This is a genomic window from Oceanicola granulosus HTCC2516 (assembly GCF_000153305.1).
Classification (GTDB): Bacteria; Pseudomonadota; Alphaproteobacteria; order Rhodobacterales; family Rhodobacteraceae; genus Oceanicola; species Oceanicola granulosus.
The window spans coordinates 573,833-594,820 of record NZ_CH724107.1 but is presented as its reverse complement, the minus strand read 5'-3'; the positions used below and the strand labels follow the sequence as shown (position 1 = coordinate 594,820).

18 protein-coding genes are annotated in these 20,988 nt (G+C 68.8%); 12 read left to right on the top strand and 6 right to left on the bottom strand.

Annotation, left to right across the window (positions count from 1 at the left end):
• The first annotated feature begins 5 nt into the window (after positions 1-5).
• From nuoL to OG2516_RS02820, 6 genes are read left to right on the top strand one after another with little or no spacing between them, the layout of a single operon-like run.
• Complete coding sequence (gene nuoL, locus OG2516_RS02845) at positions 6-2,282, top strand: NADH-quinone oxidoreductase subunit L (protein ID WP_007254101.1); 2,277 nt, start codon at positions 6-8, stop codon at positions 2,280-2,282.
• The gene (locus OG2516_RS02840; RefSeq protein WP_007254100.1) at positions 2,282-3,859 is read left to right on the top strand and encodes an NADH-quinone oxidoreductase subunit M; all 1,578 of its coding nucleotides are present in this window, start codon (positions 2,282-2,284) and stop codon (positions 3,857-3,859) included. The genes nuoL and OG2516_RS02840 overlap by 1 nt, the downstream gene beginning before the upstream one ends.
• Positions 3,860-3,871: 12 nt before the next feature.
• Positions 3,872-5,308: an NADH-quinone oxidoreductase subunit NuoN gene (nuoN, locus tag OG2516_RS02835; RefSeq protein WP_007254099.1), complete on the top strand. Its 1,437-nt coding sequence runs from the start codon at positions 3,872-3,874 to the stop codon at positions 5,306-5,308.
• Positions 5,298-6,059: a biotin--[acetyl-CoA-carboxylase] ligase gene (locus tag OG2516_RS02830; RefSeq protein ID WP_040614925.1), complete on the top strand. Its 762-nt coding sequence runs from the start codon at positions 5,298-5,300 to the stop codon at positions 6,057-6,059. Before nuoN ends, OG2516_RS02830 begins: the two co-directional genes overlap by 11 nt.
• A 16-nt stretch (positions 6,060-6,075) precedes the next feature.
• Positions 6,076-6,849: a type III pantothenate kinase gene (locus tag OG2516_RS02825; RefSeq protein ID WP_007254097.1), complete on the top strand. Its 774-nt coding sequence runs from the start codon at positions 6,076-6,078 to the stop codon at positions 6,847-6,849.
• Entirely contained in the window at positions 6,846-8,516 is a 1,671-nt protein-coding gene (locus OG2516_RS02820; RefSeq protein WP_040614923.1) for a ribonuclease J, read from the top strand. Before OG2516_RS02825 ends, OG2516_RS02820 begins: the two co-directional genes overlap by 4 nt.
• A 188-nt stretch (positions 8,517-8,704) precedes the next feature.
• On the opposite strand, the gene OG2516_RS02815 is transcribed toward OG2516_RS02820, so the two are convergent.
• A complete protein-coding gene (locus tag OG2516_RS02815) occupies positions 8,705-10,138 on the bottom strand; it encodes a DEAD/DEAH box helicase (RefSeq protein WP_007254095.1) in 1,434 nt (477 codons plus the stop codon).
• Positions 10,139-10,340: 202 nt separating this feature from the next.
• Between OG2516_RS02815 and OG2516_RS02810 the strand changes: the two genes are divergently transcribed.
• Positions 10,341-10,769 (top strand): OsmC family peroxiredoxin, encoded by a 429-nt coding sequence (locus OG2516_RS02810; RefSeq protein WP_007254094.1) that lies wholly within the window; start codon positions 10,341-10,343, stop codon positions 10,767-10,769.
• A gap of 50 nt (positions 10,770-10,819) precedes the next feature.
• On the opposite strand, the gene OG2516_RS02805 is transcribed toward OG2516_RS02810, so the two are convergent.
• Both OG2516_RS02805 and OG2516_RS02800 read right to left on the bottom strand, forming a co-directional pair.
• Positions 10,820-12,415, bottom strand: a complete 1,596-nt coding sequence (locus OG2516_RS02805) for a peptide chain release factor 3 (protein WP_007254093.1) — start codon at positions 12,413-12,415, stop codon at positions 10,820-10,822.
• Positions 12,416-12,529: 114 nt separating this feature from the next.
• Positions 12,530-13,543, bottom strand: a complete 1,014-nt coding sequence (locus OG2516_RS02800; RefSeq protein WP_007254092.1) for a Hint domain-containing protein — start codon at positions 13,541-13,543, stop codon at positions 12,530-12,532.
• Positions 13,544-13,706: 163 nt separating this feature from the next.
• Between OG2516_RS02800 and OG2516_RS02795 the strand changes: the two genes are divergently transcribed.
• The gene (locus OG2516_RS02795; protein WP_007254091.1) at positions 13,707-14,486 is read left to right on the top strand and encodes an SDR family oxidoreductase; all 780 of its coding nucleotides are present in this window, start codon (positions 13,707-13,709) and stop codon (positions 14,484-14,486) included.
• Between the two features lie 101 nt (positions 14,487-14,587).
• Entirely contained in the window at positions 14,588-15,649 is a 1,062-nt protein-coding gene (locus OG2516_RS02790) for an ABC transporter ATP-binding protein (RefSeq protein WP_007254090.1), read from the top strand.
• Positions 15,650-15,668: 19 nt separating this feature from the next.
• Here the strand turns inward: OG2516_RS02790 and OG2516_RS02785 are convergent, their stop codons facing one another.
• Positions 15,669-15,881, bottom strand: coding sequence for a hypothetical protein (locus OG2516_RS02785; RefSeq protein ID WP_007254089.1), 213 nt, complete (start codon positions 15,879-15,881; stop codon positions 15,669-15,671).
• Positions 15,882-16,007: 126 nt separating this feature from the next.
• On the opposite strand from OG2516_RS02785, the gene OG2516_RS02780 reads away from it, so the two are divergent.
• Complete coding sequence (locus OG2516_RS02780; RefSeq protein ID WP_007254088.1) at positions 16,008-16,283, top strand: DUF2312 domain-containing protein; 276 nt, start codon at positions 16,008-16,010, stop codon at positions 16,281-16,283.
• A gap of 196 nt (positions 16,284-16,479) precedes the next feature.
• On the opposite strand, the gene OG2516_RS02775 is transcribed toward OG2516_RS02780, so the two are convergent.
• The gene (locus tag OG2516_RS02775; protein ID WP_007254087.1) at positions 16,480-17,115 is read right to left on the bottom strand and encodes a response regulator transcription factor; all 636 of its coding nucleotides are present in this window, start codon (positions 17,113-17,115) and stop codon (positions 16,480-16,482) included.
• Positions 17,112-18,527 (bottom strand): cache domain-containing protein, encoded by a 1,416-nt coding sequence (locus OG2516_RS02770; protein WP_007254086.1) that lies wholly within the window; start codon positions 18,525-18,527, stop codon positions 17,112-17,114. The genes OG2516_RS02775 and OG2516_RS02770 overlap by 4 nt, the downstream gene beginning before the upstream one ends.
• Before the next feature lie 243 nt (positions 18,528-18,770).
• Here OG2516_RS02770 and OG2516_RS02765 point away from each other — a divergent pair, with 243 nt between their 5' ends.
• Together OG2516_RS02765 and OG2516_RS02760 are read left to right on the top strand one after the other, a co-directional pair.
• Entirely contained in the window at positions 18,771-19,856 is a 1,086-nt protein-coding gene (locus OG2516_RS02765) for a TRAP transporter substrate-binding protein (RefSeq protein ID WP_007254085.1), read from the top strand.
• A gap of 110 nt (positions 19,857-19,966) precedes the next feature.
• Positions 19,967-20,974 (top strand): TRAP transporter small permease subunit, encoded by a 1,008-nt coding sequence (locus OG2516_RS02760; RefSeq protein WP_007254084.1) that lies wholly within the window; start codon positions 19,967-19,969, stop codon positions 20,972-20,974.
• Positions 20,975-20,988 lie beyond the last annotated feature (14 nt).

Here is a 20,988-nt window from a genome sequence, read left to right as displayed (position 1 = left end):
GATACATGGAGCAGATCGTTCTCTTCTCGCCCCTCGTCGGCAGCCTGATCGCCGGCTTCGGCTGGCGCGCGATCACCGAGCAGGGCGCCCAGTGGGTTTCCACCGGCCTGCTGTTCGTGGCGTGCTTCTTCTCGTGGATCATCTTCCTCGGCCACGACGGCACCACCGAGCAGATCCAGATCCTGCGCTGGATCGAATCCGGCACGCTGAGCACCGACTGGTCGATCCGCCTCGACCGGCTGACGGCGATCATGCTGATCGTCATCACCTCGGTCTCGGCGCTCGTGCACCTCTACTCGTTCGGCTACATGGCCCACGACGAAAACTTCGGCGAGGGCGAGCACTACAAGGCCCGTTTCTTCGCCTACCTGTCGTTCTTCACCTTCGCGATGCTGATGCTGGTGACGGCCGACAACCTCGTGCAAATGTTCTTCGGCTGGGAAGGCGTCGGCCTCGCGTCGTACCTGCTGATCGGCTTCTACTACAAGAAGCCGTCGGCCAACGCCGCCGCGATCAAGGCCTTCGTGGTCAACCGGGTCGGCGATTTCGGCTTCGCGCTCGGCATCTTCGCGCTGTTCTTCCTCGTCGACTCGATCCGCTTCGACGACATCTTCGCCGCCGCGCCCGAGCTCGCCGAGACGCAGATCCGCTTCCTGTGGAACGACTGGAACGCCGTCGAGGTCGTGGCGGTGCTGCTGTTCATCGGCGCCATGGGCAAGTCGGCCCAGCTGTTCCTGCACACCTGGCTGCCGGACGCGATGGAAGGCCCGACCCCGGTGTCGGCGCTGATCCACGCGGCCACCATGGTCACCGCCGGCGTGTTCCTCGTCTGCCGCATGTCGCCGCTGATGGAGTTCGCGCCGCAGGCCACGGCGTTCATCACCTTCCTCGGCGCCACCACCGCCTTCGTCGCCGCGACGATCGGGCTGGTGCAGAACGACATCAAGCGCGTCATCGCCTACTCGACCATGTCCCAGCTCGGCTACATGTTCGTCGCCGCCGGCGTCGGCGTCTACTCGGTGGCGATGTTCCACCTCTTCACCCACGCCTTCTTCAAGGCGATGCTGTTCCTCGGCGCCGGCTCGGTCATCCACGGGATGCACCACGAGCAGGACATGCGGAACTACGGCGGCCTGCGCCACAAGCTGCCCTACACCTTCTGGGCCATGCTCATCGGCACGCTGGCGATCACCGGCGTCGGCATCCCGCTGACCCACATCGGCTTCGCCGGGTTCCTGTCGAAGGACGCGGTCATCGAGAGCGCCTACGCGGGCGGGACGGGCTATGCCTTCTGGCTGCTGGTCGTGGCGGCCGGCTTCACCAGCTTCTATTCCTGGCGGCTGATGTTCCTGACCTTCTGGGGCAAGCCGCGCGGCAACAAGCACACCCATGACCACGCGCACGAGAGCCCGACCGTCATGCTCGTGCCGCTCGGCGTGCTCGCCGTGGGGGCCGTGCTGGCGGGCATGGTGTGGTACGGGCCGTTCTTCGGCGAAAGCGCGAAGGTCGCGAAGTTCTTCGGCATCCCCGAGGCCCACGCCTACGAGGACGATCACGCCGAGGAGACCGCGCACGGCGAGGCGGAGGCGCGTCCCGTCGTCGCCGAGATCGTGCGGCCCGAGGCGGAAGACCGCCCGGTGGTCGCCGAGATCGTGCGCCCCGGGGAAGCCGCGGATGCGCTCGATGACGAGGCCGACGGCGAAGGCCCGGCGGAGGCCATCGAGGAGGCCGCCGACGGCGATGTCGAGGGCGCGGCCGAGGCGATCACCTCCACCGGCCACGACGATCCCTACGCCGAGGGGCACCACTTCGCCTTCGGCGGCGCGCCGGGCGACGGCGCGATCTATATCGGGCCCGACAACCACGTCCTCGACGACGCGCACTCGACCCCGATCTGGGTGAAGGTCTCGCCGTTCATCGCGATGCTGCTCGGCCTGGCGCTCGCCTACCAGATGTACATCCGTCGCCCCGACTGGCCGGCCAAGCTCGCCGAAAACCAGCGGCCGCTGTACAACTTCCTGCTCAACAAGTGGTACTTCGACGAGATCTACGACTTCGTCTTCGTCCGCCCCGCCGCCTGGATCGGCCGCACTTTCTGGAAGCGCGGCGACGGCGCGGTCATCGACGGCGGCATCAACGGCCTGGCCATGGGCGTCATGCCCTTCTTCACCCGGCTCGCGGGCCGCGCCCAGTCGGGCTACGTGTTCACCTACGCCTTCTTCATGGTCATCGGGATCGCGATCCTGCTGACCTGGATGACGCTCGCGGGAGGAGCGCAATAATGGGCAACCTTCTGTCCCTCACCACCTTCTTCCCGCTGCTCGGCGCGCTGATCCTCGCCCTGTTCCTGCGCGGCGACGACGCCGCGGCGCAGTCCAACGCCAAGTGGGTGGCCTTCGCGACGACCCTGGCGACCTTCGTGATCTCGCTGTTCATCCTGTTCGGCTTCGACGGCAGCTCCTCGGAGTTCCAGTTCGTCGAAGACCGCCAGTGGCTGCTCGGCCTGCGCTACCGGATGGGCGTCGACGGGATCTCGGTCCTGTTCGTGATGCTCACCACGTTCCTGATGCCGATCACCATCGCGGCCTGCTGGAACGTCACGCACCGGGTCAAGGAATACATGATCGCCTTCTTGGTGCTCGAGACGCTGATGATCGGCGTGTTCGTGTCGCTCGACCTGATGCTGTTCTACCTGTTCTTCGAGGGCGGCCTGATCCCGATGTTCCTGATCATCGGCATCTGGGGCGGCAAGGAGCGGATCTACGCCTCGTTCAAGTTCTTCCTCTACACCTTCCTCGGCTCGGTGCTGATGCTGGTGGCGATGGTGGCGATGTACGCGCAGGCGGGCACCACCTGCATCGCGGCCTGCGGCCCCGACGTCGTCGGCCTGCTCGACTACAACTTCGCCTCCGAGACGATTCCGCTCTTCGGCTTCCAGATCATCGGCGGCGCGCAGACGCTCATGTGGCTCGCCTTCTTCGCCTCCTTCGCGGTGAAGATGCCGATGTGGCCCGTCCACACCTGGCTGCCCGACGCCCACGTGCAGGCCCCGACAGCCGGTTCCGTGGTGCTGGCGGCGATCCTTCTGAAGATGGGCGGCTACGGCTTCCTGCGCTTCAGCTTGCCGATGTTCCCCGTCGCCTCCGAGCTGCTGGCGCCGCTGGTTCTGTGGCTGTCGGCGATCGCCATCGTCTACACCTCGCTGGTGGCGCTGGTGCAGGAGGACATGAAGAAGCTGATCGCCTACTCGTCGGTCGCCCACATGGGCTACGTGACGATGGGCATCTTCGCCGCCAACCAGCAGGGCATCGACGGCGCGATCTTCCAGATGCTGTCCCACGGCTTCATCTCGGGCGCGCTGTTCCTGTGCGTCGGCGTGATCTACGACCGGATGCACACCCGCGACATCGACGCCTACGGCGGCCTGGTGAACCGGATGCCGGCCTACGCGGCGATCTTCATGCTGTTCACCATGGCCAACGTCGGCCTGCCGGGCACCTCGGGCTTCATCGGCGAATTCCTGACGCTGATGGGCGTGTTCCAGGTCAACACCTGGGTCGCCGCCATCGCCACCACCGGCGTGATCCTGTCGGCGGGCTACGCGCTGTGGCTCTACCGCCGGGTCGTCATGGGCGACCTGATCAAGGAGAGCCTGCGCTCGATCACCGACATGACCGGCCGCGAGAAGGCAATCTTCGCCCCGCTCGTGGTCATGACCATCCTGCTCGGGGTCTACCCGAGCCTCGTCACCGACATCATCGGCCCCAGCGTCGAATCCCTGATCGCCAACGTCGAGACTGCGCAGGCCGAGTTCGCCGCCCACGCGCAGGTCGCCGACGCCGCTGCCGAAGCTCACTAGGAGAGGCCGGACATGATTTCTGCCGACATCCAGATCGTCCTTCCCGAGCTGCTGCTCTCGGCCTATGCGATGCTGGGCCTGATCGTCGCGGTCTACACCAGCAAGGACGGCATGGCCGCCGCGCTGACGTGGATCACCGCCGCCGTGTTCGTCGCCGTCGCGCTCTACATCGGCTACGGGCCGTCGGAAGACCGCACCGCCTTTTTCGGCTCGTTCAACGACGACGGCTTCGCGCGCTTCTCCAAGGTGGTGATCCTGCTCTCCGCTGCCGCCGTGCTGGTGATGAGCCAGAGCTACATGGAGCGCCGGGGCCTGCTGCGCTTCGAATACCCGATGCTCGTGACGCTGGCGTCCGTGGGCATGATGGTGATGGTCTCCGCGGGCGACCTCATCGTGCTCTACATGGGCCTCGAGCTGCAGTCGCTGGCGCTCTACGTGGTCGCCTCGCTGCGCCGCGACAGCATCAAGTCGACCGAGGCCGGCCTGAAGTACTTCGTGCTCGGCGCGCTGTCGTCGGGCCTGCTGCTCTACGGCGCCTCGCTGACCTACGGCTTCGCCGGAACCACGCTGTTCTCGGGCATCTTCGTCGCGGCCTCGGACGGCGCGTCGCTGGGGCTGCTGTTCGGCCTCGTGTTCCTCGTCGCCGGCTTCGCCTTCAAGGTCTCCGCCGCGCCGTTCCACATGTGGACGCCCGACGTCTACGAGGGCGCGCCCACGCCCGTCACCGCCTTCTTCGCCACCGCGCCCAAGATGGCGGCGATGGCGCTGTTCGCGCGCGTCGTGTTCGACGCTTTCGGCGGCATCGTCGGCGACTGGCAGCAGATCGTGGCGTTCCTCTCGGTCGTCTCCATGTTCCTCGGCGCGATCGCCGCGATCGGGCAGCGCAACATCAAGCGCCTGATGGCCTACTCCTCGATCACCCACATGGGCTTCGCGCTCATGGGGCTCGCGGCGGGCACGGCGTTCGGCGTGCAGGCGATGCTGGTCTACATGGTGATCTACGTGGCGATGAATGTCGGCACCTTCGCCTTCATCCTGTCGATGGAGAAGGACGGCACCCCCGTCACCGACATCGACTCGCTGCAGATGTACTCCGCCCGCGAGCCGCTCAAGGCCGTGGCGCTGCTGATCCTCATGTTCAGCCTCGCCGGCGTGCCGCCGCTGGTCGGCTTCTTCGGCAAGTTCTACGTGCTGCAGGCCGCCTACGGCGCGGGCCTGACGTGGCTCGCCGTCGCGGGCGTCGTCGCCTCGGTCATCGCAGCGTTCTACTACCTGCGGATCGTCTACTACATGTACTTCGGCGAGGACCGCGAGGCGCTCGACGGCAAGATGAACCCGGTGCTATGGGTCTTCCTCGTCGCCTCCGCCTTCACCATGACCTTCGGCGTCGTCAACCTCTTCGGCATCGAGCCGCTGGCCGCGGCCGCGGCGGCGACGCTTGTCAACTGAGGCGGAAGAGCAGGGGGTCTGGCCCGCGGGATACGCGCGGGTCGTCCTCGACGAGACCGACAGCACCATGGCCGAGGCGCGCCGCCGCGCCGCCGACATCGTCGAGCCGACCTGGATCATGGCGCACCGCCAGAGCGCCGGCACCGGCCGGCGCGGCCGGCCTTGGCAGGGCGGCGAGGGCAACCTCTTCGCCACGCTGATCTACAAGCCCGCCTGCAGCCACGCCGAGGCGGCGCGGCGCTCCTTCCTCGCCGCCAACGCGCTCTACGAGACCCTCGCGCTCTACGTCGACCGCGACACGCTGGCGCTGAAATGGCCCAACGACGTGCTGCTCCACGAGGGCAAGGTCGCCGGCATCCTGCTCGAGGCCTCCGGCGGCGGCCCGTTCGTCGACTGGCTGGCCGTGGGCATCGGCGTCAATCTAGCGACCGCGCCGCCCGACGATCCGGCGATGAACGCCCGCCCGGTGAGCCTGTTCGACCAGGGCGGCGCGCCCGTCGCCCCCGAGGACTTCCTCACCGTGCTCGCGACCAACTTCGCCACGCAGGAGGGCATCCTCGCCGAGCTCGGCTTCGCGCGGGTGCGCGAGGCGTGGCTCGAGCGGGCGGCGCGCATCGGCGAGGTCATTACCGCGCGCACCTCGCGCGACGAGATCACCGGCACCTTCGACACGATCGACGAGGACGGCAACCTCGTGCTCCTGACCGCCGACGGCCCCCGCGCCATCCCCGCGGCCGACATCTACTTCTAGCAAGGAGCCGCTGCCCATGCTGCTCTGCATCGATTGCGGCAACACCAACACCGTTTTCTCCGTCTGGGACGGGCGCAGCTTCGTCTGCACCCTGCGCACCTCGACCGAACACCAGCGCACGGCCGACCAGTACTTCGTGTGGTTTTCCACGCTCCTGCGCCACAACGGAATCGAGCCCGACATCTCCGAGGTCATCATCTCCTCGACCGTGCCGCGCGTGGTGTTCAACCTGCGCGTCTTCGCCGACCGCTATTTCGGCACCCGCCCGCTGGTGGTGGGCAAGCCCGAGTGCAAGCTGCCCACCGCGCCCCGCGTCGACGCCGGCACCCAGGTCGGCCCCGACCGGCTGGTAAACGCCGCCGGCGCCTATGAGCGGCACGGGGGCGAGCTGATCGTGGTGGACTTCGGCACCGCCACCACCTTCGACGTGGTCGCCGCCGACGGCGCCTACGTGGGCGGCGTCATCGCGCCGGGCGTCAATCTCAGCCTCGAGGCGCTGCACGCCGCGGCCGCCGCGCTGCCGCACGTCGACATCACCAAGCCGCAGGCGGTCATCGGCACCAACACCGTCGCCTGCATGCAATCGGGCATCTTCTGGGGGTACGTCGGCCTGGTGCGCGAGATCTGCACCCGCATCCGCGCCGAGTACGACCGGCCCATGCGGGTGATCGGGACGGGCGGCCTTGCGCCGTTGTTCTCGACGGCAGATGTGCTATTCGACAGCGTCGAAGATGACCTCACCATGCATGGCCTGACGGTCATCCACCGCTACAACAAGGAAAATCCATGAGCGGCGAAAGATTGATCTACCTCCCCCTCGGCGGCGCGGGGGAGATCGGGATGAACTGCTACGTCTACGGCTACGGCGCCCCCGGCCGCGAGCGGCTCATCGTCGTCGATCTCGGCGTCACCTTCCCGGACATGGACACCACCCCCGGCGTCGACCTGATCCTGCCCGACATCGCCTGGCTCGCCGAGCGGCGCGACCGGATCGAGGGCATCTTCATCACCCACGCCCACGAGGACCATGTCGGCGCGGTCGGCCACCTCCACTCGCGCCTCGACGTGCCGATCTACGCCCGCGCCTTCACCGCCAACATCGCGCGGCGCAAGCTCGAGGAATACGGCATCGTCGATCCCGCCGCCGTGCGCACCGTCTCGGCCTGGCCGGAGACGGTCTCGCTCGGTCCGTTCGAGGTCGGCTTCCTACCGGTGTCGCACTCGATCCCCGAGAGCGCGGGCATGGTCATCGACACCGCCGCCGGCCGCGTCGTCCATACCGGCGACTTCAAGATCGACGTCACCCCCGTCGTCGGCGACCCCTTCGACCGCGCCATGTGGGCCTCCGTCGCCGAGGGCGGCGTGAAAGCGCTGGTGTGCGACTCCACCAACGTCTTCTCGCCCCACGAGGGCCGCTCAGAGTTGTCGATCGGGCCGGAGATCGAGACGCTGATGCGTTCGGCGACGGGCATGGTCGTCGCGACCACCTTCGCCTCCAACATCGCCCGCCTCAAGACGCTGGCCCAGGCCGCGACCCGCGCCGGGCGCTCGGTCTGCCTGCTCGGCCGCGCGATGCGGCGCATGGTCGAGGCGGCGGTCGAGACGGGGCTGCTCACCGACTTCCCGCACACGGTCGCCCCGGAGGACGCGGTGCAGATGCCGCGCGAGAACGTCATGCTGCTCGTCACCGGCAGCCAGGGCGAGCGCCGCGCCGCCTCGGCGCAGCTCGCCAACGGCAAGTATCTCGGGCTGCAGCTCAAGGAGGGCGACACGTTCCTGTTCTCCTCCAAGACCATCCCCGGCAACGAGCGCGGCGTGATCCGCATCATGAACATGCTCTCCGAGAAGGGCGTCGACATCATCGACGACAGCTCGGGCCGCTACCACGTCTCCGGCCACGCCAACCGCCCCGACCTCGCGGCGATGCACGCGCTGATGCGCCCCGACACGGTCGTCCCGATGCACGGCGAGCACCGCCACCTGCGCGAGCACGTCAAGCTCGCCGAAGAGGGCGGCTTCTCCGGGATCCTCGCGGTCAACGGCACGATGGTCGACCTGACCGACGGCACGCCGCGCGTCGCCGAGTTCGTCGAGACCGGCCGCACCTACCTCGACGGCTCGACCCAGGTCGGCGCGCTCGACGGCGTGGTGCGCGACCGCATCCGCATGGCGCTGAACGGGCATGTCGTGGTGACGCTGATCCTGGACGAGGAGGGCGACCCGCTCGGCGAGCCCTGGTGCGAGGTGATGGGCCTGCCCGAAACGGGCGCATCGCGCGCGCCGCTGGTGGAGGTTCTCGAAAGCGACCTGAACCAGTTCCTGATGCGGGCCAGCAAGAAGACGCTGGCGAACGAGGACGCGCTCGAGAAGGAGCTGCGAACGATCACCCGGCGGACGTCGCAGAGCGAGATCGGCAAGAAGCCGGAAGTGACGGTGGTCATCAGCCGCCTCGCCTGACCCCGAGACAGCGCCCGGCCGCACTGGCCGGCCGGGCATATTTCTGGCCAGATGAAGCGGCGGCGGCGCGTTAAGGTTAACGGCCCGCGAATGACAGAAGGCGCGTCCTCCGCAGGGCGCGCCTTCCTTCATCTGGCTCCAAATATGCAACTCCCCGGCCGCGGCCGGGCGCGCCGTGGGGCAGGGGCTCAGCCGGTACGGCGTTCCGCGAAGCTCAGCGCGATGAAGCTCGGCATATCGTCGCCCATCCCGACCACCTCGGCCTCGCGCTCGCCCTTGCGGCGCTCGCCGCCACGGGGGCGCGAGCGCGACTTGCCGCGGCTCTCCTCGGCGGCGGCCGGCGTTTGCGGCTGCGGCTGCTCCACCGTCTCGGCCGGCGCGGCGGCCGGCTTCTCACGGCGGGTCCGGGTGCGGGTGCGCGCGGGCTTGGCCTCCTCGGCCGCGGGCTCGGGGGCGTTCGGCGCGGCGCCGACCTTGGCCGGGTTGTCCATGCGCGGGATCTCGGTCTGGATCAGCCGCTCGATCGCCTCGAGGTTCTTGTCGTCGCGCGGCACCGAGATCATCATCGCGCGACCCTCGCGCCCAGCCCGGCCGGTGCGGCCGATGCGGTGGACGTAATCTTCGGCGTGGCTCGGGACGTCGTAGTTGAACACGTGGCTCACGTTGGGGATGTCGAGGCCGCGCGCGGCCACGTCGGAGGCGACGAGGAAACGCAGCGTGCCGTCGCGGAAGCCGTCCAGCGTGCGCATGCGGGTCGACTGGTCGAGGTCACCGTGGATCGGGGCGGCGTCGTAGCCGTTCTTCTTCATCGACTTGGCCACCACGTCGACGTCGACCTTGCGGTTGCAGAAGATGATCCCGTTACGGCAGTTCTCGCCCTCGCTCTCGATCATCGCGCGCAGCACCGCGCGCTTCTCCGAGCCTTCGCGATCCTTGCGCGAGGGGCGGAACACGACGACGTGCTGGGCGATCGTCTCGGAGGCCGACGCCTGGCGCGCGACCTCGACCCGCTCGGGGTTGGAGAGGAAGGTGTTGGTGATCCGCTCGATCTCGGGCGCCATCGTGGCAGAGAAGAACAGGGTCTGCCGGGTGAAGGGCGTCAGGCCGAAGATGCGCTCGATGTCGGGAATGAAGCCCATGTCGAGCATCCGGTCGGCCTCGTCGACGACCATGATCTGCACGCCCGTGAGCAGCAGCTTGCCGCGCTCGAAATGGTCGAGCAGGCGGCCCGGCGTCGCGATCAGCACGTCGACGCCCTTGTCGATCAGCTGGTCCTGCTCCTTGAAGGAGACCCCGCCGATCAGCAGCGCCTTGGTCAGCTTGGTATGCTTGGCGTAGATGTCGAAGTTTTCCGCCACCTGCGCCGCGAGCTCGCGGGTGGGGCAGAGCACCAGGCTGCGCGGCATCCGGGCGCGGGCGCGGCCGCGATGCAGCAGGGTGATCATCGGCAGCGTGAAGCTGGCCGTCTTGCCGGTGCCGGTCTGGGCGATGCCGAGGACGTCGCGCCCTTCCAGGGCGGGCGGGATCGCGCCTTCCTGGATCGGGGTCGGCGTTTCGTAGCCAGCTTCCTCGATGGCCTTCAGAACCTTCGGGTTCAGGTTCAAGTCGGAGAATTTGGTCATGCCTGCCTTTCGATATGTGCGGCGCCAGCGGCCGCAGATATCGCGCGGCCTGCCCCGGACCGAATTGTCCGGAGACTCCCTCGCGGCTGCCCATACGCGCGCGCGCCTGTCACGTCAAGGAAAGATGCCGCACGGAACGGGCGCGGGCGCGGGGCGTTGCTTGGCTTGCACGCAGCACACCGGGAACGGAAAGGACCGAACGATGATCAAGAAGCATGGCAGCGCCCACTGGGCCGGCGAAATCAAGACGGGCAAGGGCGCGGTGTCCACCGAGACCGGCGTGCTGAACGGCGCGCCATACGGCTTCAACACCCGCTTCGAGGGCGCCGCGAGCGGCACCAACCCGGAAGAGCTGATCGGCGCCGCCCACGCCGCCTGCTACGCGATGGCGCTGAGCCTCGAGCTCGGCAAGGCGGGGCTGACGGCCGACGACATCGACGCCAAGTCCACGATCTCGCTGGAAGAGGTCGAGGGCGGCTTCGCGATCACCAAGGCGCATCTCGAGGTCACCGCGTCGGTGCCCGAGGCGAGCGAGGAGCAGTTCATGACCGCCGCCAAGGCGACGAAGACCGGCTGCCCGGTGTCGAAGCTGCTGAATTGCGAGATCACGATGGACGCGAAGCTCGACTGAGAGCCGATCGGCCGGGGGAGGGGCGTCGCGCCGCGGCGCCCCTTGTCGTGTCAGGCCATCATTTCCTTCGTCGCGGTCAGACGAATGTCGGGCCAGTCGCGCTCGACGCGGTCGATGTCCCATTGCAGGCGGGTCAGGTAGACGATGTCGCCGTCGTGGTCGTGGGCGATGTGCTGCTTGTTGGCGGCGGCGAACCGGTCGACCTCCTCGCGCTTGCCCGAGACCCAGCGGGCCGATGTGAACTGCGAGCCGTCGAAGCGGACCGGAAGGCCGTATTCCATCTCGATCCGGCTGGCGAGCACCTCGAACTGCAGCGCGCCGACGACGCCGACGATGAAGCCCGAGCCGAAGGACGGCTTGAAGACCTTGGCCGCGCCCTCCTCGGCGAACTGCATCAGCGCCTTCTCGAGATGCTTGGCCTTCATCGGATCGCCCGCGCGCACGCCCTGCAGCAGCTCCGGCGCGAAGGAGGGGATGCCCTTGACCTGCAGCGCCTCGCCCTCGGTCAGCGTGTCGCCGATGCGCAGCTGGCCGTGGTTGGGGATGCCGATGATGTCGCCGGCCCAGGCCTCCTCGGCCAGCTCGCGGTCGGAGGCGAGGAAGAGCACCGGGTTGGAGATCGCCATCGGCTTCTTGCTGCGCACGTGGGTCAGCTTCATGCCACGCTCAAAATGGCCCGAGGCCATGCGCACGAAGGCGACGCGGTCGCGGTGCTTGGGGTCCATGTTGGCCTGCACCTTGAAGACGAAGCCGGTCACCTTCGGCTCTTCCGGCGCGATCTGGCGGGGCTCGGCGGGGGTGGGCTGCGGTTCGGGGCCGTAATTGCCGAGGCCGTCCATCAGCTCCTTGACGCCGAAGGAGTTGATCGCGGAGCCGAACCAGATCGGGGTCATGGTGCCCTCGAGGAACGCCTTCGGATCGAGCGGAGGCAGCAGCTCGCGCGCCATCTCGACCTCCTCCCTGAGCTTGTCGAGCAGCTCGGCGGGGACGTGCTGGGCGAGCTTCGGGTCGTCGAGCCCGTTGATCTCGATCGACTCGGCGACGCGGTTGCGATCGGCCCGGTCCATCAGCTCGAGCCGGTCGCGCAGCAGGTCGTAGCAGCCCAGGAAGTCGCGCCCGACGCCGATCGGCCAGCTCGCCGGGGTGACATCGATGGCGAGGTTCTCCTGGATCTCGTCGATGATCTCGAACGTGTCGCGGCTCTCGCGGTCCATCTTGTTGCAGAAGGTCAGGATCGGCAGATCCCGCAGGCGGCAGACCTCGAAGAGCTTGCGGGTTTGGCTCTCGACGCCTTTCGCGCCGTCGATCACCATGATCGCGGCGTCGACGGCGGTGAGCGTGCGGTAGGTGTCCTCGGAGAAGTCGCTGTGGCCGGGCGTGTCGACGAGGTTGTAGCGGAACTTGCCGTAGTCGAAGGACATCGCCGAGGCGGAGACCGAGATGCCGCGGTCCTTCTCCATCTGCATGAAGTCCGACCGGGTCCGCCGCGCCTCGCCCTTGGCCCGGACCTGGCCGGCCATCTGGATTGCGCCGCCGAAGAGCAGGAACTTCTCGGTCAGCGTGGTCTTGCCGGCGTCGGGGTGCGAGATGATCGCGAAGGTCCGGCGGCGGGCGATTTCGGCGGGGAGCGCGGGGCGGTTCGACATGGCGCGCCGTGTAGCCCGGCGCGCGGCGGAGCACAATTCACCTCGCCGCGCCCCGTTCGTCTCTGTCCTGCAAGTATCCCGGGGGAGCGCGAGGGGGCAGCGCCCCCTCGTTCCTCAGCTCGACGACGCGCGCCGCAGCAAATCCACCGCGTCGGGCCCTGCCAGCAGCGTCTCCTGCACCTCGTAGGCGAGGTGGTGGCGGCGGGCGTGGCCGGCGAGGACGGAGCCGAGGCCGCGGCTGACCTCTTCGGGGACCGCGGCGCGGGTGCGCTGGTCGACCATCAGGCTCTCGGCGGCGATGCCCTCGGCGTAGATGATCTGGTGGTCGTCGAAGAGCAGCTGGAAGTAGTCCACGAAGCCGCCGTCCTGCTGGTAGACCGACGCGCCGTTGATGAGGTGGCGCACCTTGACGAGCACCTCGGCCCGGCCCGCGCCGAGCCGGTCGCGGCGCTGGTAGACGAAGATGCGGTGGTCGGGCGAGACGACCAGGTCGTTCTCGTTGTGCAGCGTGCCCTTGCGGATCACGACGGGGGCGAAGGCGCCCACGGCGCGCAGGGTGTTCTGGCCGATCCAGCGGATCTGCTGGGGGCCGTCGTCGCGGGTCAGCACCTTGTCGCCCACCGCGAGCTCCTCGATCGGGCGCTGCGCGCCGTCGGCCATGGTGATGTGGGTGCCGCGGGTGAAGGAGACGCAGGCGACCTCGGCGAAGCGCGTCGTCGCGGCCTTGCGGTCGACGCCGACGAGGCGGTAGTCGACCTGCGCGCGCAGCGTCGCCAGCGGCAGCAGGTAGATGCCAGCCGCCGTGTCGTCCTCGACCTCCACCAGCACCAGCGCCTCGTAGGTCGCGCCGTCGGCGCCCATCAGCGTCAGGCAGCAATCGAGATGCACCACGTTGCCCGGCCGGCCCACCTCCGAGCCCTCGGCCACGGTGAACACCCGCGCCTCGCCCATCGCCATCGTCAGCCGCCGCCGCTCGGCGGCGGGGGAGAGACCGTAGACGTCGTCCATCACCAGTTCGTCGGCGAACGACACGGCGTCGCCCTCGGCCACCCCGGAGACGACGCGGAAGTCGGCGTCGGCGAAGACCGGCAAGGTCTGGATCGCGCGGAGATCGGCGGTCTCGGTCATCGGCGGGTGGCGCGGAGCCTCGGGATGGGGAAGAAGCATGGTGAGACGAGCTAGCGTAGGATTGGGGCGACAGTTGGTCAACGATCTGGCGTCGGCCTGTCGATTGTTGCACGAAGACCTGAACGGGCGGTGAAGACCGGCCGGCAAACGGAGGAGACTGCTTATGGATCTGGGGATCAAGGGACGGCGGGCGCTGGTCTGCGCCTCGTCGAAGGGGCTGGGCCGGGGCTGCGCCGAGGCGCTCGCGGAGGCCGGCGTCGATCTCGTGCTCAACGCGCGCGGCGCCGAGGCGCTCGAGGCGACGGCCACCGACCTGCGCGACCGCTTCGGCGTCGCCGTCACCACCGTCGCCGCCGACGTCACCACCGAGGCGGGGCAGGCCGAGGTGCTCGCCGCCGCCGACGGCCCCGAAATCCTCGTCACCAACGCCGGCGGCCCGCCCCCCGGCCTCTGGTCGGACTGGGACCGCGACGACTTCATCAAGGCCCTCGACGCCAACATGCTCGCGCCCATCGCGCTGATGAAGGCCTGCCTGCCGGTCATGATCGAGCGCGGCTGGGGGCGGGTGGTCAACATCACCTCGCAGTCGGTCAAGGGGCCGATCCCGCAGCTCGGCCTGTCCAACGCCGCGCGCACCGGCCTGACCGGCTACGTCGCCGGCACCGCGCGGCAGGTGGCGCCGCACGGGGTGACGATCAACAACCTGCTCCCCGGCATCCACGACACCGATCGCGCCACCAGCCTCGACAAGGGCGTGACCGAGGCCGAGGGCATCTCGATGGACGAGGCCCGCCGCCGCCGCGAGGCGACGATCCCGGCGCGCAGCTACGGCCGTCCCGCCGATTTCGGCGCCGCCTGCGCGTTCCTCTGCTCCGATCAGGCGCGCTTCATGGTGGGCCAGAACGTCCTGCTCGACGGCGGGGCGACGAACTTCGTCATCTGAGGCGGGCAGGCGCGGCGTGACGCTTTGAAGTCCCCGCGCAGACCTGCTAGCGGCAATCCCGAGCGAAATGTTCGGGGTTGCCGGTGGACCAGACGCCAAGGTTGAAGATCCGTGGACTGACCCGCACCTTCGGGGGGCGGCGGGTGGTCGACGACGTGTCGCTGTCGGTAATGCCGGGGCAGGTAACGTGCCTGCTCGGGCCGTCGGGCTGCGGCAAGTCGACGACGCTGCGCATGATCGCCGGCGTCGAGAACCCGGAGGCCGGCGAGGTGCGGGTCGACGGGCAGGTGGTCTGCGACCGCACGGTGCGGGTGCCGCCCGAGGCGCGCTCCATCGGGCTGATGTTCCAGGACTTCGCGCTGTTTCCCCACCTCGACGTGGCGCGCAACGTCGGCTTCGGCCTCTCCGGCTCGCGCGCCGAGGTGCGGGCGCGGGTGGCGGAGCTGCTCGAGCGGGTCGGCATGTCGGACCACATCGACGCCTATCCCCACGAGCTGTCGGGCGGCGAGCAGCAGCGCGTCGCGCTCGCGCGCGCCATCGCGCCGCGCCCGCGCGTGATGCTGATGGACGAGCCCTTCTCCGGCCTCGACGACCGGCTGCGCGACGATATCCGCGACGAGACCCTCGACGTGCTCAAGCAGGAGGGGACGGCGGTGCTGCTCGTCACCCACGAGCCCGCCGAGGCGATGCGCATGGCCGACGAGATCGCGCTGATGCGCGATGGGCGGATCGTGCAGCACGGCGCGCCCTACAACGTCTACAACGCCCCGGCCGATCTCGCCGCCGCCGCGTTCTTCTCCGACATCAACGTCATCCGCGGCGAGGTCCGCGGCGCCCTGACCGAGACGCCCTTCGGCCAGTTCCTCGCGCCGGGCCTGCCCGACGGGACGGCCGTCGACATCGTCTTCCGCCCCCAGCACGTGCGCATCGATTTCGACCGCGGCGGGCGCGGGCCGCACCCGACCGCCGAGACCGGCACCCCGGCGCGCGGCGTCGTGACGCGGGCGCGCTTCATGGGCGCCGAGAGCCTCGTGGAGTTCCGCATGGACTTCGACGGCTCGATCCTGAAGGCGCGGGTGCCGTCGGTGTTCCTGCCGCGCCGGGGGACGGCGCTGTGGCTGATGGTGCGGCGCGACCGCTGCTTCGTGTTCCCGCGCCGCTGAGGCAGGCGGGCAGGGCGGCCTAGAACGCGATCCCGAGGATCACGCACATCAGCCCGATCACCGACAGGAACAGCGCCCCGAGGTTGATCGGCAGGATCGACTGGATGCGTGCCCTGAGCGCGGTGTCGTCGGCGATGGTGCGCTTGGCGTGCGCCACCATGGCGATGCTCACGCCGATCCCCGCGATGCCGAGCACCGAGAGCGCCGCGCCGATCCAGATCAGCCAGTCCATGCCGTTCCCTTTCCTGTCGCGGCAGCGCCCTAGCGCGGGCGCCGGCCCGCCGCAAGGGGCGGCCCTTGCGGGGCGGCAGCGGGGGCGCTAGCAAGGCGCTCCGGATCAGAGAGCAGAGGGATCCCCATGTCCGATACGTCTGTCGTCGACGACACCAGCGCCCCCGACAGCTACCGCGTCACCGCGGAGGAGCTGCGCCAGTTCATCGAGCGCTACGAGCGCCTCGAGGCGGAGAAGAAGGACATCGCCGAGCAGCAGAAGGAGGTGATGGCCGAGGCCAAGGGCCGTGGCTACGACACCAAGGTCATGCGCAAGGTCATCGCCCTGCGCAAGCGCGAGCCCGACGATATCGCCGAGGAAGAGGCGGTGCTGGATATGTACAAGTCCGCCTTGGGGATGTGAGCCGCCGCATTGCGGGAGCAGGTGTGCCGGGCTGAAGCCCGGCCTGCGGGGTCGAGCCGCGGTGCGGGAACGGGCGTGCCGGGCTGAAGCCCGGCCTACGGGGCCGAGGCGCGTCGTGGCAACGGGGGTGCCGGGCTGACGCCCGGCGCACATCCGTACGCGCCGTAGGCCGGGCTTCAGCCCGGCACCACGCCCTTCAGTGCCCCGTCCCCTGCAGGACCCCGTGCTCCAGGGCATACCGCGTCAGGCCGGCGGTCGAGGAGATGCCGAGCTTGCGCTTGATGTTCTTGCGGTGGGTCTCGACGGTGCGCACGGAAATGTCGAGCAGCAGCGCGACCTCCTTGTTCGAGCGGCCCTGGGCGAGGCGCAGCAGGATAGTCTGCTCGCGCGTCGTCAGGGGCTCGCGGCCGTCGGTGGTGCGCGGCCGGAGCGAGCCCTTCGCGCCGGTGCAGAGGTAGGTCTCGCCGCCGAGCACCGCGTCGATGGCGGTGCGGATCTCGTCGGTGGGCACGTCCTTGAGAACGTAGCCGCGCGCGCCGTGGCTCAGCGCCGTCGAGATGTATTCCGGGCTGTCGTGCATCGACAGGATCAGGATCCGGGTCTCCGGCCGCCGCTCGAGGATCATCTCCGTCGCCGACAGCCCGCCGAGGCCGGGCATGTTGAGGTCGAGCAGCATGACGTCGGGCGCCAGCGCCTCGACCCGGTCGACCGCCTCCTGCCCGTTGCCGAGCGAGGCGACGACCTCGATGTCGTCGTAGCTCTCGAGGATCGACTGGATGCCCTCGGCGACCATCGGGTGGTCGTCGACAATGGCGACGCGGATCGGGCTCATGCGCTCTCCTTGCTCGCCCGGCTCTCGGGCGTCAACATGTGGGTCAGCGGCACCTGCGCCTCGATGACCGTGCCGGGGTGGGTGGCGAGGATGCGCAGGGTGCCCTCGAGCTGCTCGACGCGCTCGGCCATGTTGCGCAGGCCGAGCCCGCCGCTTCGCGCGCCCCTGCGGCGGGCGTCGATGCCGCGGCCGTTGTCGGCGATGCGCAGCATCGCGCCGGTGCGGTGGCCCTTGAGGCTGACCGACACGCGGGTGGCGCCGGAATGGCGCTCGATGTTGGTCAGCGCCTCCTGCGCCACGCGGTAGAGCGCGATCCGCGCCTCCTCGTCGAGCCGGTTGCGGAACACCACCGTCTCGAACTCGACCTCGATGCCGGTGCGGGCGGCGAAATCGTCGGTCAGTGCCTTGATGGCGGGGCCGAGGCCGAGGTCGTCGAGCATCCCGGGGCGCAGGTCGCGGCTGATGCGGCGCACCTCCTGGATGGCACCGCCGAGCGCGTCGATGCCCTTGTCGAGGCTCTCCCCGCTGCGCGCGTCGCCGATGGCGAGCCGCCGGCGGGCGAGCTCGAGCGCGTAGCGGACCGAGACGAGGATCTGGCTGATCGAATCGTGCAGCTCGCGCGCGACCCGGCCGCGCTCCTCCTCCTGGGCGTCGATGATGCGCTGGGTCAGCGCCTTGAGCTTGGCGTCGGCGAGCCGGCGCTCGCGGATGTTCATCCCCAGCCCGGAGGCGAAGACCAGCAGCAGCGCGCCGATGGCGATGGCGAGGATGTAGAGCGAGGTGCGCTGGATCCGGGCCTCGACCTCGGCGCGCGCGGCCGCCACGGTCTCGCGCACGTCGGCCACGAAGATGCCGGTGCCGATCGCCCATCGCCAGTCCTGCAGCCCGTTGACGTAGACGAGCATCGGCGCGCTCTCGCCCGTGGAGGGCTTGGGCCATTCGAACTCGTGGTAGCCGGAGCCGGCGCGGGCGATGCGGATGATCTCGTCGGTGATCGGCACGCCAGCGCCGTCGGTGAGGCCGGTCCAGTCCTTGCCGATCAGGTGCGTCTGGCGCGGAGCGACGAGGTTGACGCCGTCGTAGTCGAACACGAAGAAGTAGCCGTCCTGGCCGTAGATCATCGAGGCGAGGATGCGGCTGGCCTCGAGCTTGGCCTGCGCGTCGTCGGGGCCGGCATGGCCGTAGATGTTGAGGATCGCGGTGCGGCCGATGGAGATGTAGTTGCGCAGCTCGCCCCGCTTCGCGGCGAACAGCTGCGCCTCCAGCGCCGCGATCTCGCGCTCGGCGAGCGCCCGGCTCTGGCGCTCCACGATCACCGAGATCGACGCGACCGCGAGGATGAGCGGCAGGGTGGCCAGAAGGAAGAGCTTCTGTCCGTACGAGATCTGCAAGCTCTTGAGCCACGCCATCATGTGGGACGCATGGTTACGTGTCCGGAGCGGCGATTTGAAGCCTCTCCGCGCCCAGCCGGCGAGTGACGCAGGGGCGTGGGCCGCAAGGCCGCGGACTACGCAATCTTGGGTATGGCGCGGTGGCGGAAGTGATGTCTAGTATCAGCGATGCCAATCAAGATCCGGCCGTCGTCCGAGGAGGAAGGCGGACCTGGACCTGGACAAGATGCGACCAGAGAAGACCAACAGGGAGGACTACCACCAATGGATCGTCGCTCGTTTCTGACGAAAGGCGCCGTCGGCGCCACCGCCGGCGCCGCCGCCTCGGCGCTCGCCGCGCCGGCCTACGCGCAGGGCAACCGGACGCTGACGCTCGTCACCACCTGGGGCCGCGGCCTCGCCGGGGTGCACGACAGCGCGCAGTACTGCGCCGACGCGATCACCGCCATGACCGACGGCCAGCTGACGGTCGACCTCAAGGCGGGCGGCGAGCTCGTGGGCCCGTTTGAGGTGTTCGACGCGGTGTCCGCCGGTCAGGCCGACATGTACCACGGCGTCGATTACTACTTCCTCAGCCAGCACCCGGCGCTGTCGTTCTTCAGCCAGATCCCGTTCGGCATGACCTTCCAGGAATACGCCAACTGGCACGACCACGACGGCGGCCGCGAGCTCTCCGACGAGCTCTACTCGATCTTCGGCCTCAAGTCCTTCCCCGCCGGCAACACCGGCCCGCAATCCGGCGGCTGGTTCTCCAAGGAGATGAACTCGCCCGCCGACTTCCAGGGCCTGCGCTTCCGCATGCCGGGGCAGGGCGGCGAGGTGCTCGGCAAGCTCGGGGCGTCGGTGCAGAACCTGCCCGGTGCCGAGGTGTACCAGGCGCTCGCCTCCGGCTCCATCGACGGGACCGAGTGGATCGGACCCTGGGCCGACGAGAAGGCCGGCTTCCAGGAGATCACCAAGTTCTACTACACCGCCGGCTTCCACGAGCCGGGGCCGAACCTGAACCTGACGATGAACCTCGACGTCTACGAGAGCCTCACTCCGGCCCAGCAGGCGATCGTGGAGAACGCCTCGCGCGCCGCGAACCTGTGGACCATGTCGCTGTTCATGGCCAACAACTCGGCCGCGCTGCAGCGCCTCCAGTCGGGCGGCGTGCAGCTGCTCGAGTTCTCCGACGAGATCTGGGACGCCTTCGGCCAGGCCGCGCAGGAAGTGGTCGAGGCGCCGATGGGCGACGAGTTGTACGACAAGATCTACGACAGCTACATGGCGTCGCTCGATAGCTCGGCCAACTGGATCAGCCGCTCGCAGGGCGAGTTCACCGCGCAGCGGGACCGCGTGAAGGGGTGATTGGCCCCGCCTGAGCCACCGGGGCATCCTCCGCCGCGCGCGGAGGGTGCCCCGCCACGTTCCGGCCCCGTGCGGGCCGGCCCCTCCATGAGCAGACGCGAGCCCGCCTCATGAACCACGAAGAGATCGCCTGCACCGGCTTCTTCCGCGCGCGCCCCGCCGCCGAGGACGCGCCCGAGACGATCAGCTGCCTCGACGCCTTCCAGGCCGAGGGGCCGCTGCAATGGGTCGGGGGCAACCTGCTCGAAGCGGTCTACAACATTCCCTACGCGCTGACCCATCCGGGCAAGTGGCTCGACTGGGTGATCTGGACCGGCAACGACTTCGACAAGCTGTCGCTGATGCGCTTCGTCTATTACGGCGGCTCGGTCGAGTTCTTCTTCGCGGTGATGCTGATCCTGCTCGTCGTGACCGTGCTCGGCTTCGCCTTCAACGGCTTCATGTGGGGCTGCGTGCGGGTGCTGGAGGGGATCGCCAACGGCGTCGGTCGGCTGTTCGCCTGGGCCGGCCTGATCATGGTGCTGCAGCAGATCCTCGTCATCTTCATGCAGCGCATCTTCGCGGTGGCCGACATCAGCATCGGCTTCGGGTCGATCTTCACCAAGAGCGTCTCCTGGTGGTCGGAGGAGCTCAAGCTCTACAACGCGCTCGTCGTCTGCCTGTGCGTGAGCTACACCTTCGTGCAGGGCGGCCATGTGCGCGTCGACCTGATCTACTCCGCCGTCTCCGGGCGCGCCAAGCGCGCCATCGACATGTTCGGCTCGATCGTCTTCATGATGCCCGCGGCGGTGCTGATCTGGATGTACAGCTGGTACTTCCTGTGGCGCCACCTGATCACGCCGAAGCCTTCGGCCAGCCAGGCGCTCGAGCGCTACGAGATGCAGGCCCGCGCGGTGCGCTGGAACGTGGAGACCATCGGCTTCAGCCCGCAGGGCTTCGACGCCTACTTCCTCTTCAAGGTGCTGCTCTGCGCCTTCACCGCCCTGGTTTTCCTGCAGGCCATCGCCTTCTTCTACCGCTCCTACCTCGAGCGGAAGGAAGGCCCGGAAAGCTACGGCAAATACCTCGACCGCGACAGCCTCGGCGCGGGTGAAGAAGCCTACGAAGGCACGCACTAAAGGGTCTGGGAACA

Bases quoted from the DNA above. Each gene is read 5' to 3' on its own strand.
- nuoL (WP_007254101.1), top strand. From the start codon at position 6: ATGGAGCAGATCGTTCTCTTCTCGCCCCTCGTCGGCAGCCTGATCGCC.
- OG2516_RS02840 (WP_007254100.1), top strand. From the start codon at position 2,282: ATGGGCAACCTTCTGTCCCTCACCACCTTCTTCCCGCTGCTCGGCGCG.
- nuoN (WP_007254099.1), top strand. From the start codon at position 3,872: ATGATTTCTGCCGACATCCAGATCGTCCTTCCCGAGCTGCTGCTCTCG.
- OG2516_RS02825 (WP_007254097.1), top strand. From the start codon at position 6,076: ATGCTGCTCTGCATCGATTGCGGCAACACCAACACCGTTTTCTCCGTC.
- OG2516_RS02820 (WP_040614923.1), top strand. From the start codon at position 6,846: ATGAGCGGCGAAAGATTGATCTACCTCCCCCTCGGCGGCGCGGGGGAG.
- OG2516_RS02815 (WP_007254095.1), bottom strand. From the start codon at position 10,138: ATGACCAAATTCTCCGACTTGAACCTGAACCCGAAGGTTCTGAAGGCC.
- OG2516_RS02810 (WP_007254094.1), top strand. From the start codon at position 10,341: ATGATCAAGAAGCATGGCAGCGCCCACTGGGCCGGCGAAATCAAGACG.
- OG2516_RS02805 (WP_007254093.1), bottom strand. From the start codon at position 12,415: ATGTCGAACCGCCCCGCGCTCCCCGCCGAAATCGCCCGCCGCCGGACC.
- OG2516_RS02800 (WP_007254092.1), bottom strand. From the start codon at position 13,543: ATGACCGAGACCGCCGATCTCCGCGCGATCCAGACCTTGCCGGTCTTC.
- OG2516_RS02795 (WP_007254091.1), top strand. From the start codon at position 13,707: ATGGATCTGGGGATCAAGGGACGGCGGGCGCTGGTCTGCGCCTCGTCG.
- OG2516_RS02785 (WP_007254089.1), bottom strand. From the start codon at position 15,881: ATGGACTGGCTGATCTGGATCGGCGCGGCGCTCTCGGTGCTCGGCATC.
- OG2516_RS02780 (WP_007254088.1), top strand. From the start codon at position 16,008: ATGTCCGATACGTCTGTCGTCGACGACACCAGCGCCCCCGACAGCTAC.
- OG2516_RS02775 (WP_007254087.1), bottom strand. From the start codon at position 17,115: ATGAGCCCGATCCGCGTCGCCATTGTCGACGACCACCCGATGGTCGCC.
- OG2516_RS02770 (WP_007254086.1), bottom strand. From the start codon at position 18,527: ATGATGGCGTGGCTCAAGAGCTTGCAGATCTCGTACGGACAGAAGCTC.
- OG2516_RS02765 (WP_007254085.1), top strand. From the start codon at position 18,771: ATGGATCGTCGCTCGTTTCTGACGAAAGGCGCCGTCGGCGCCACCGCC.
- OG2516_RS02760 (WP_007254084.1), top strand. From the start codon at position 19,967: ATGAACCACGAAGAGATCGCCTGCACCGGCTTCTTCCGCGCGCGCCCC.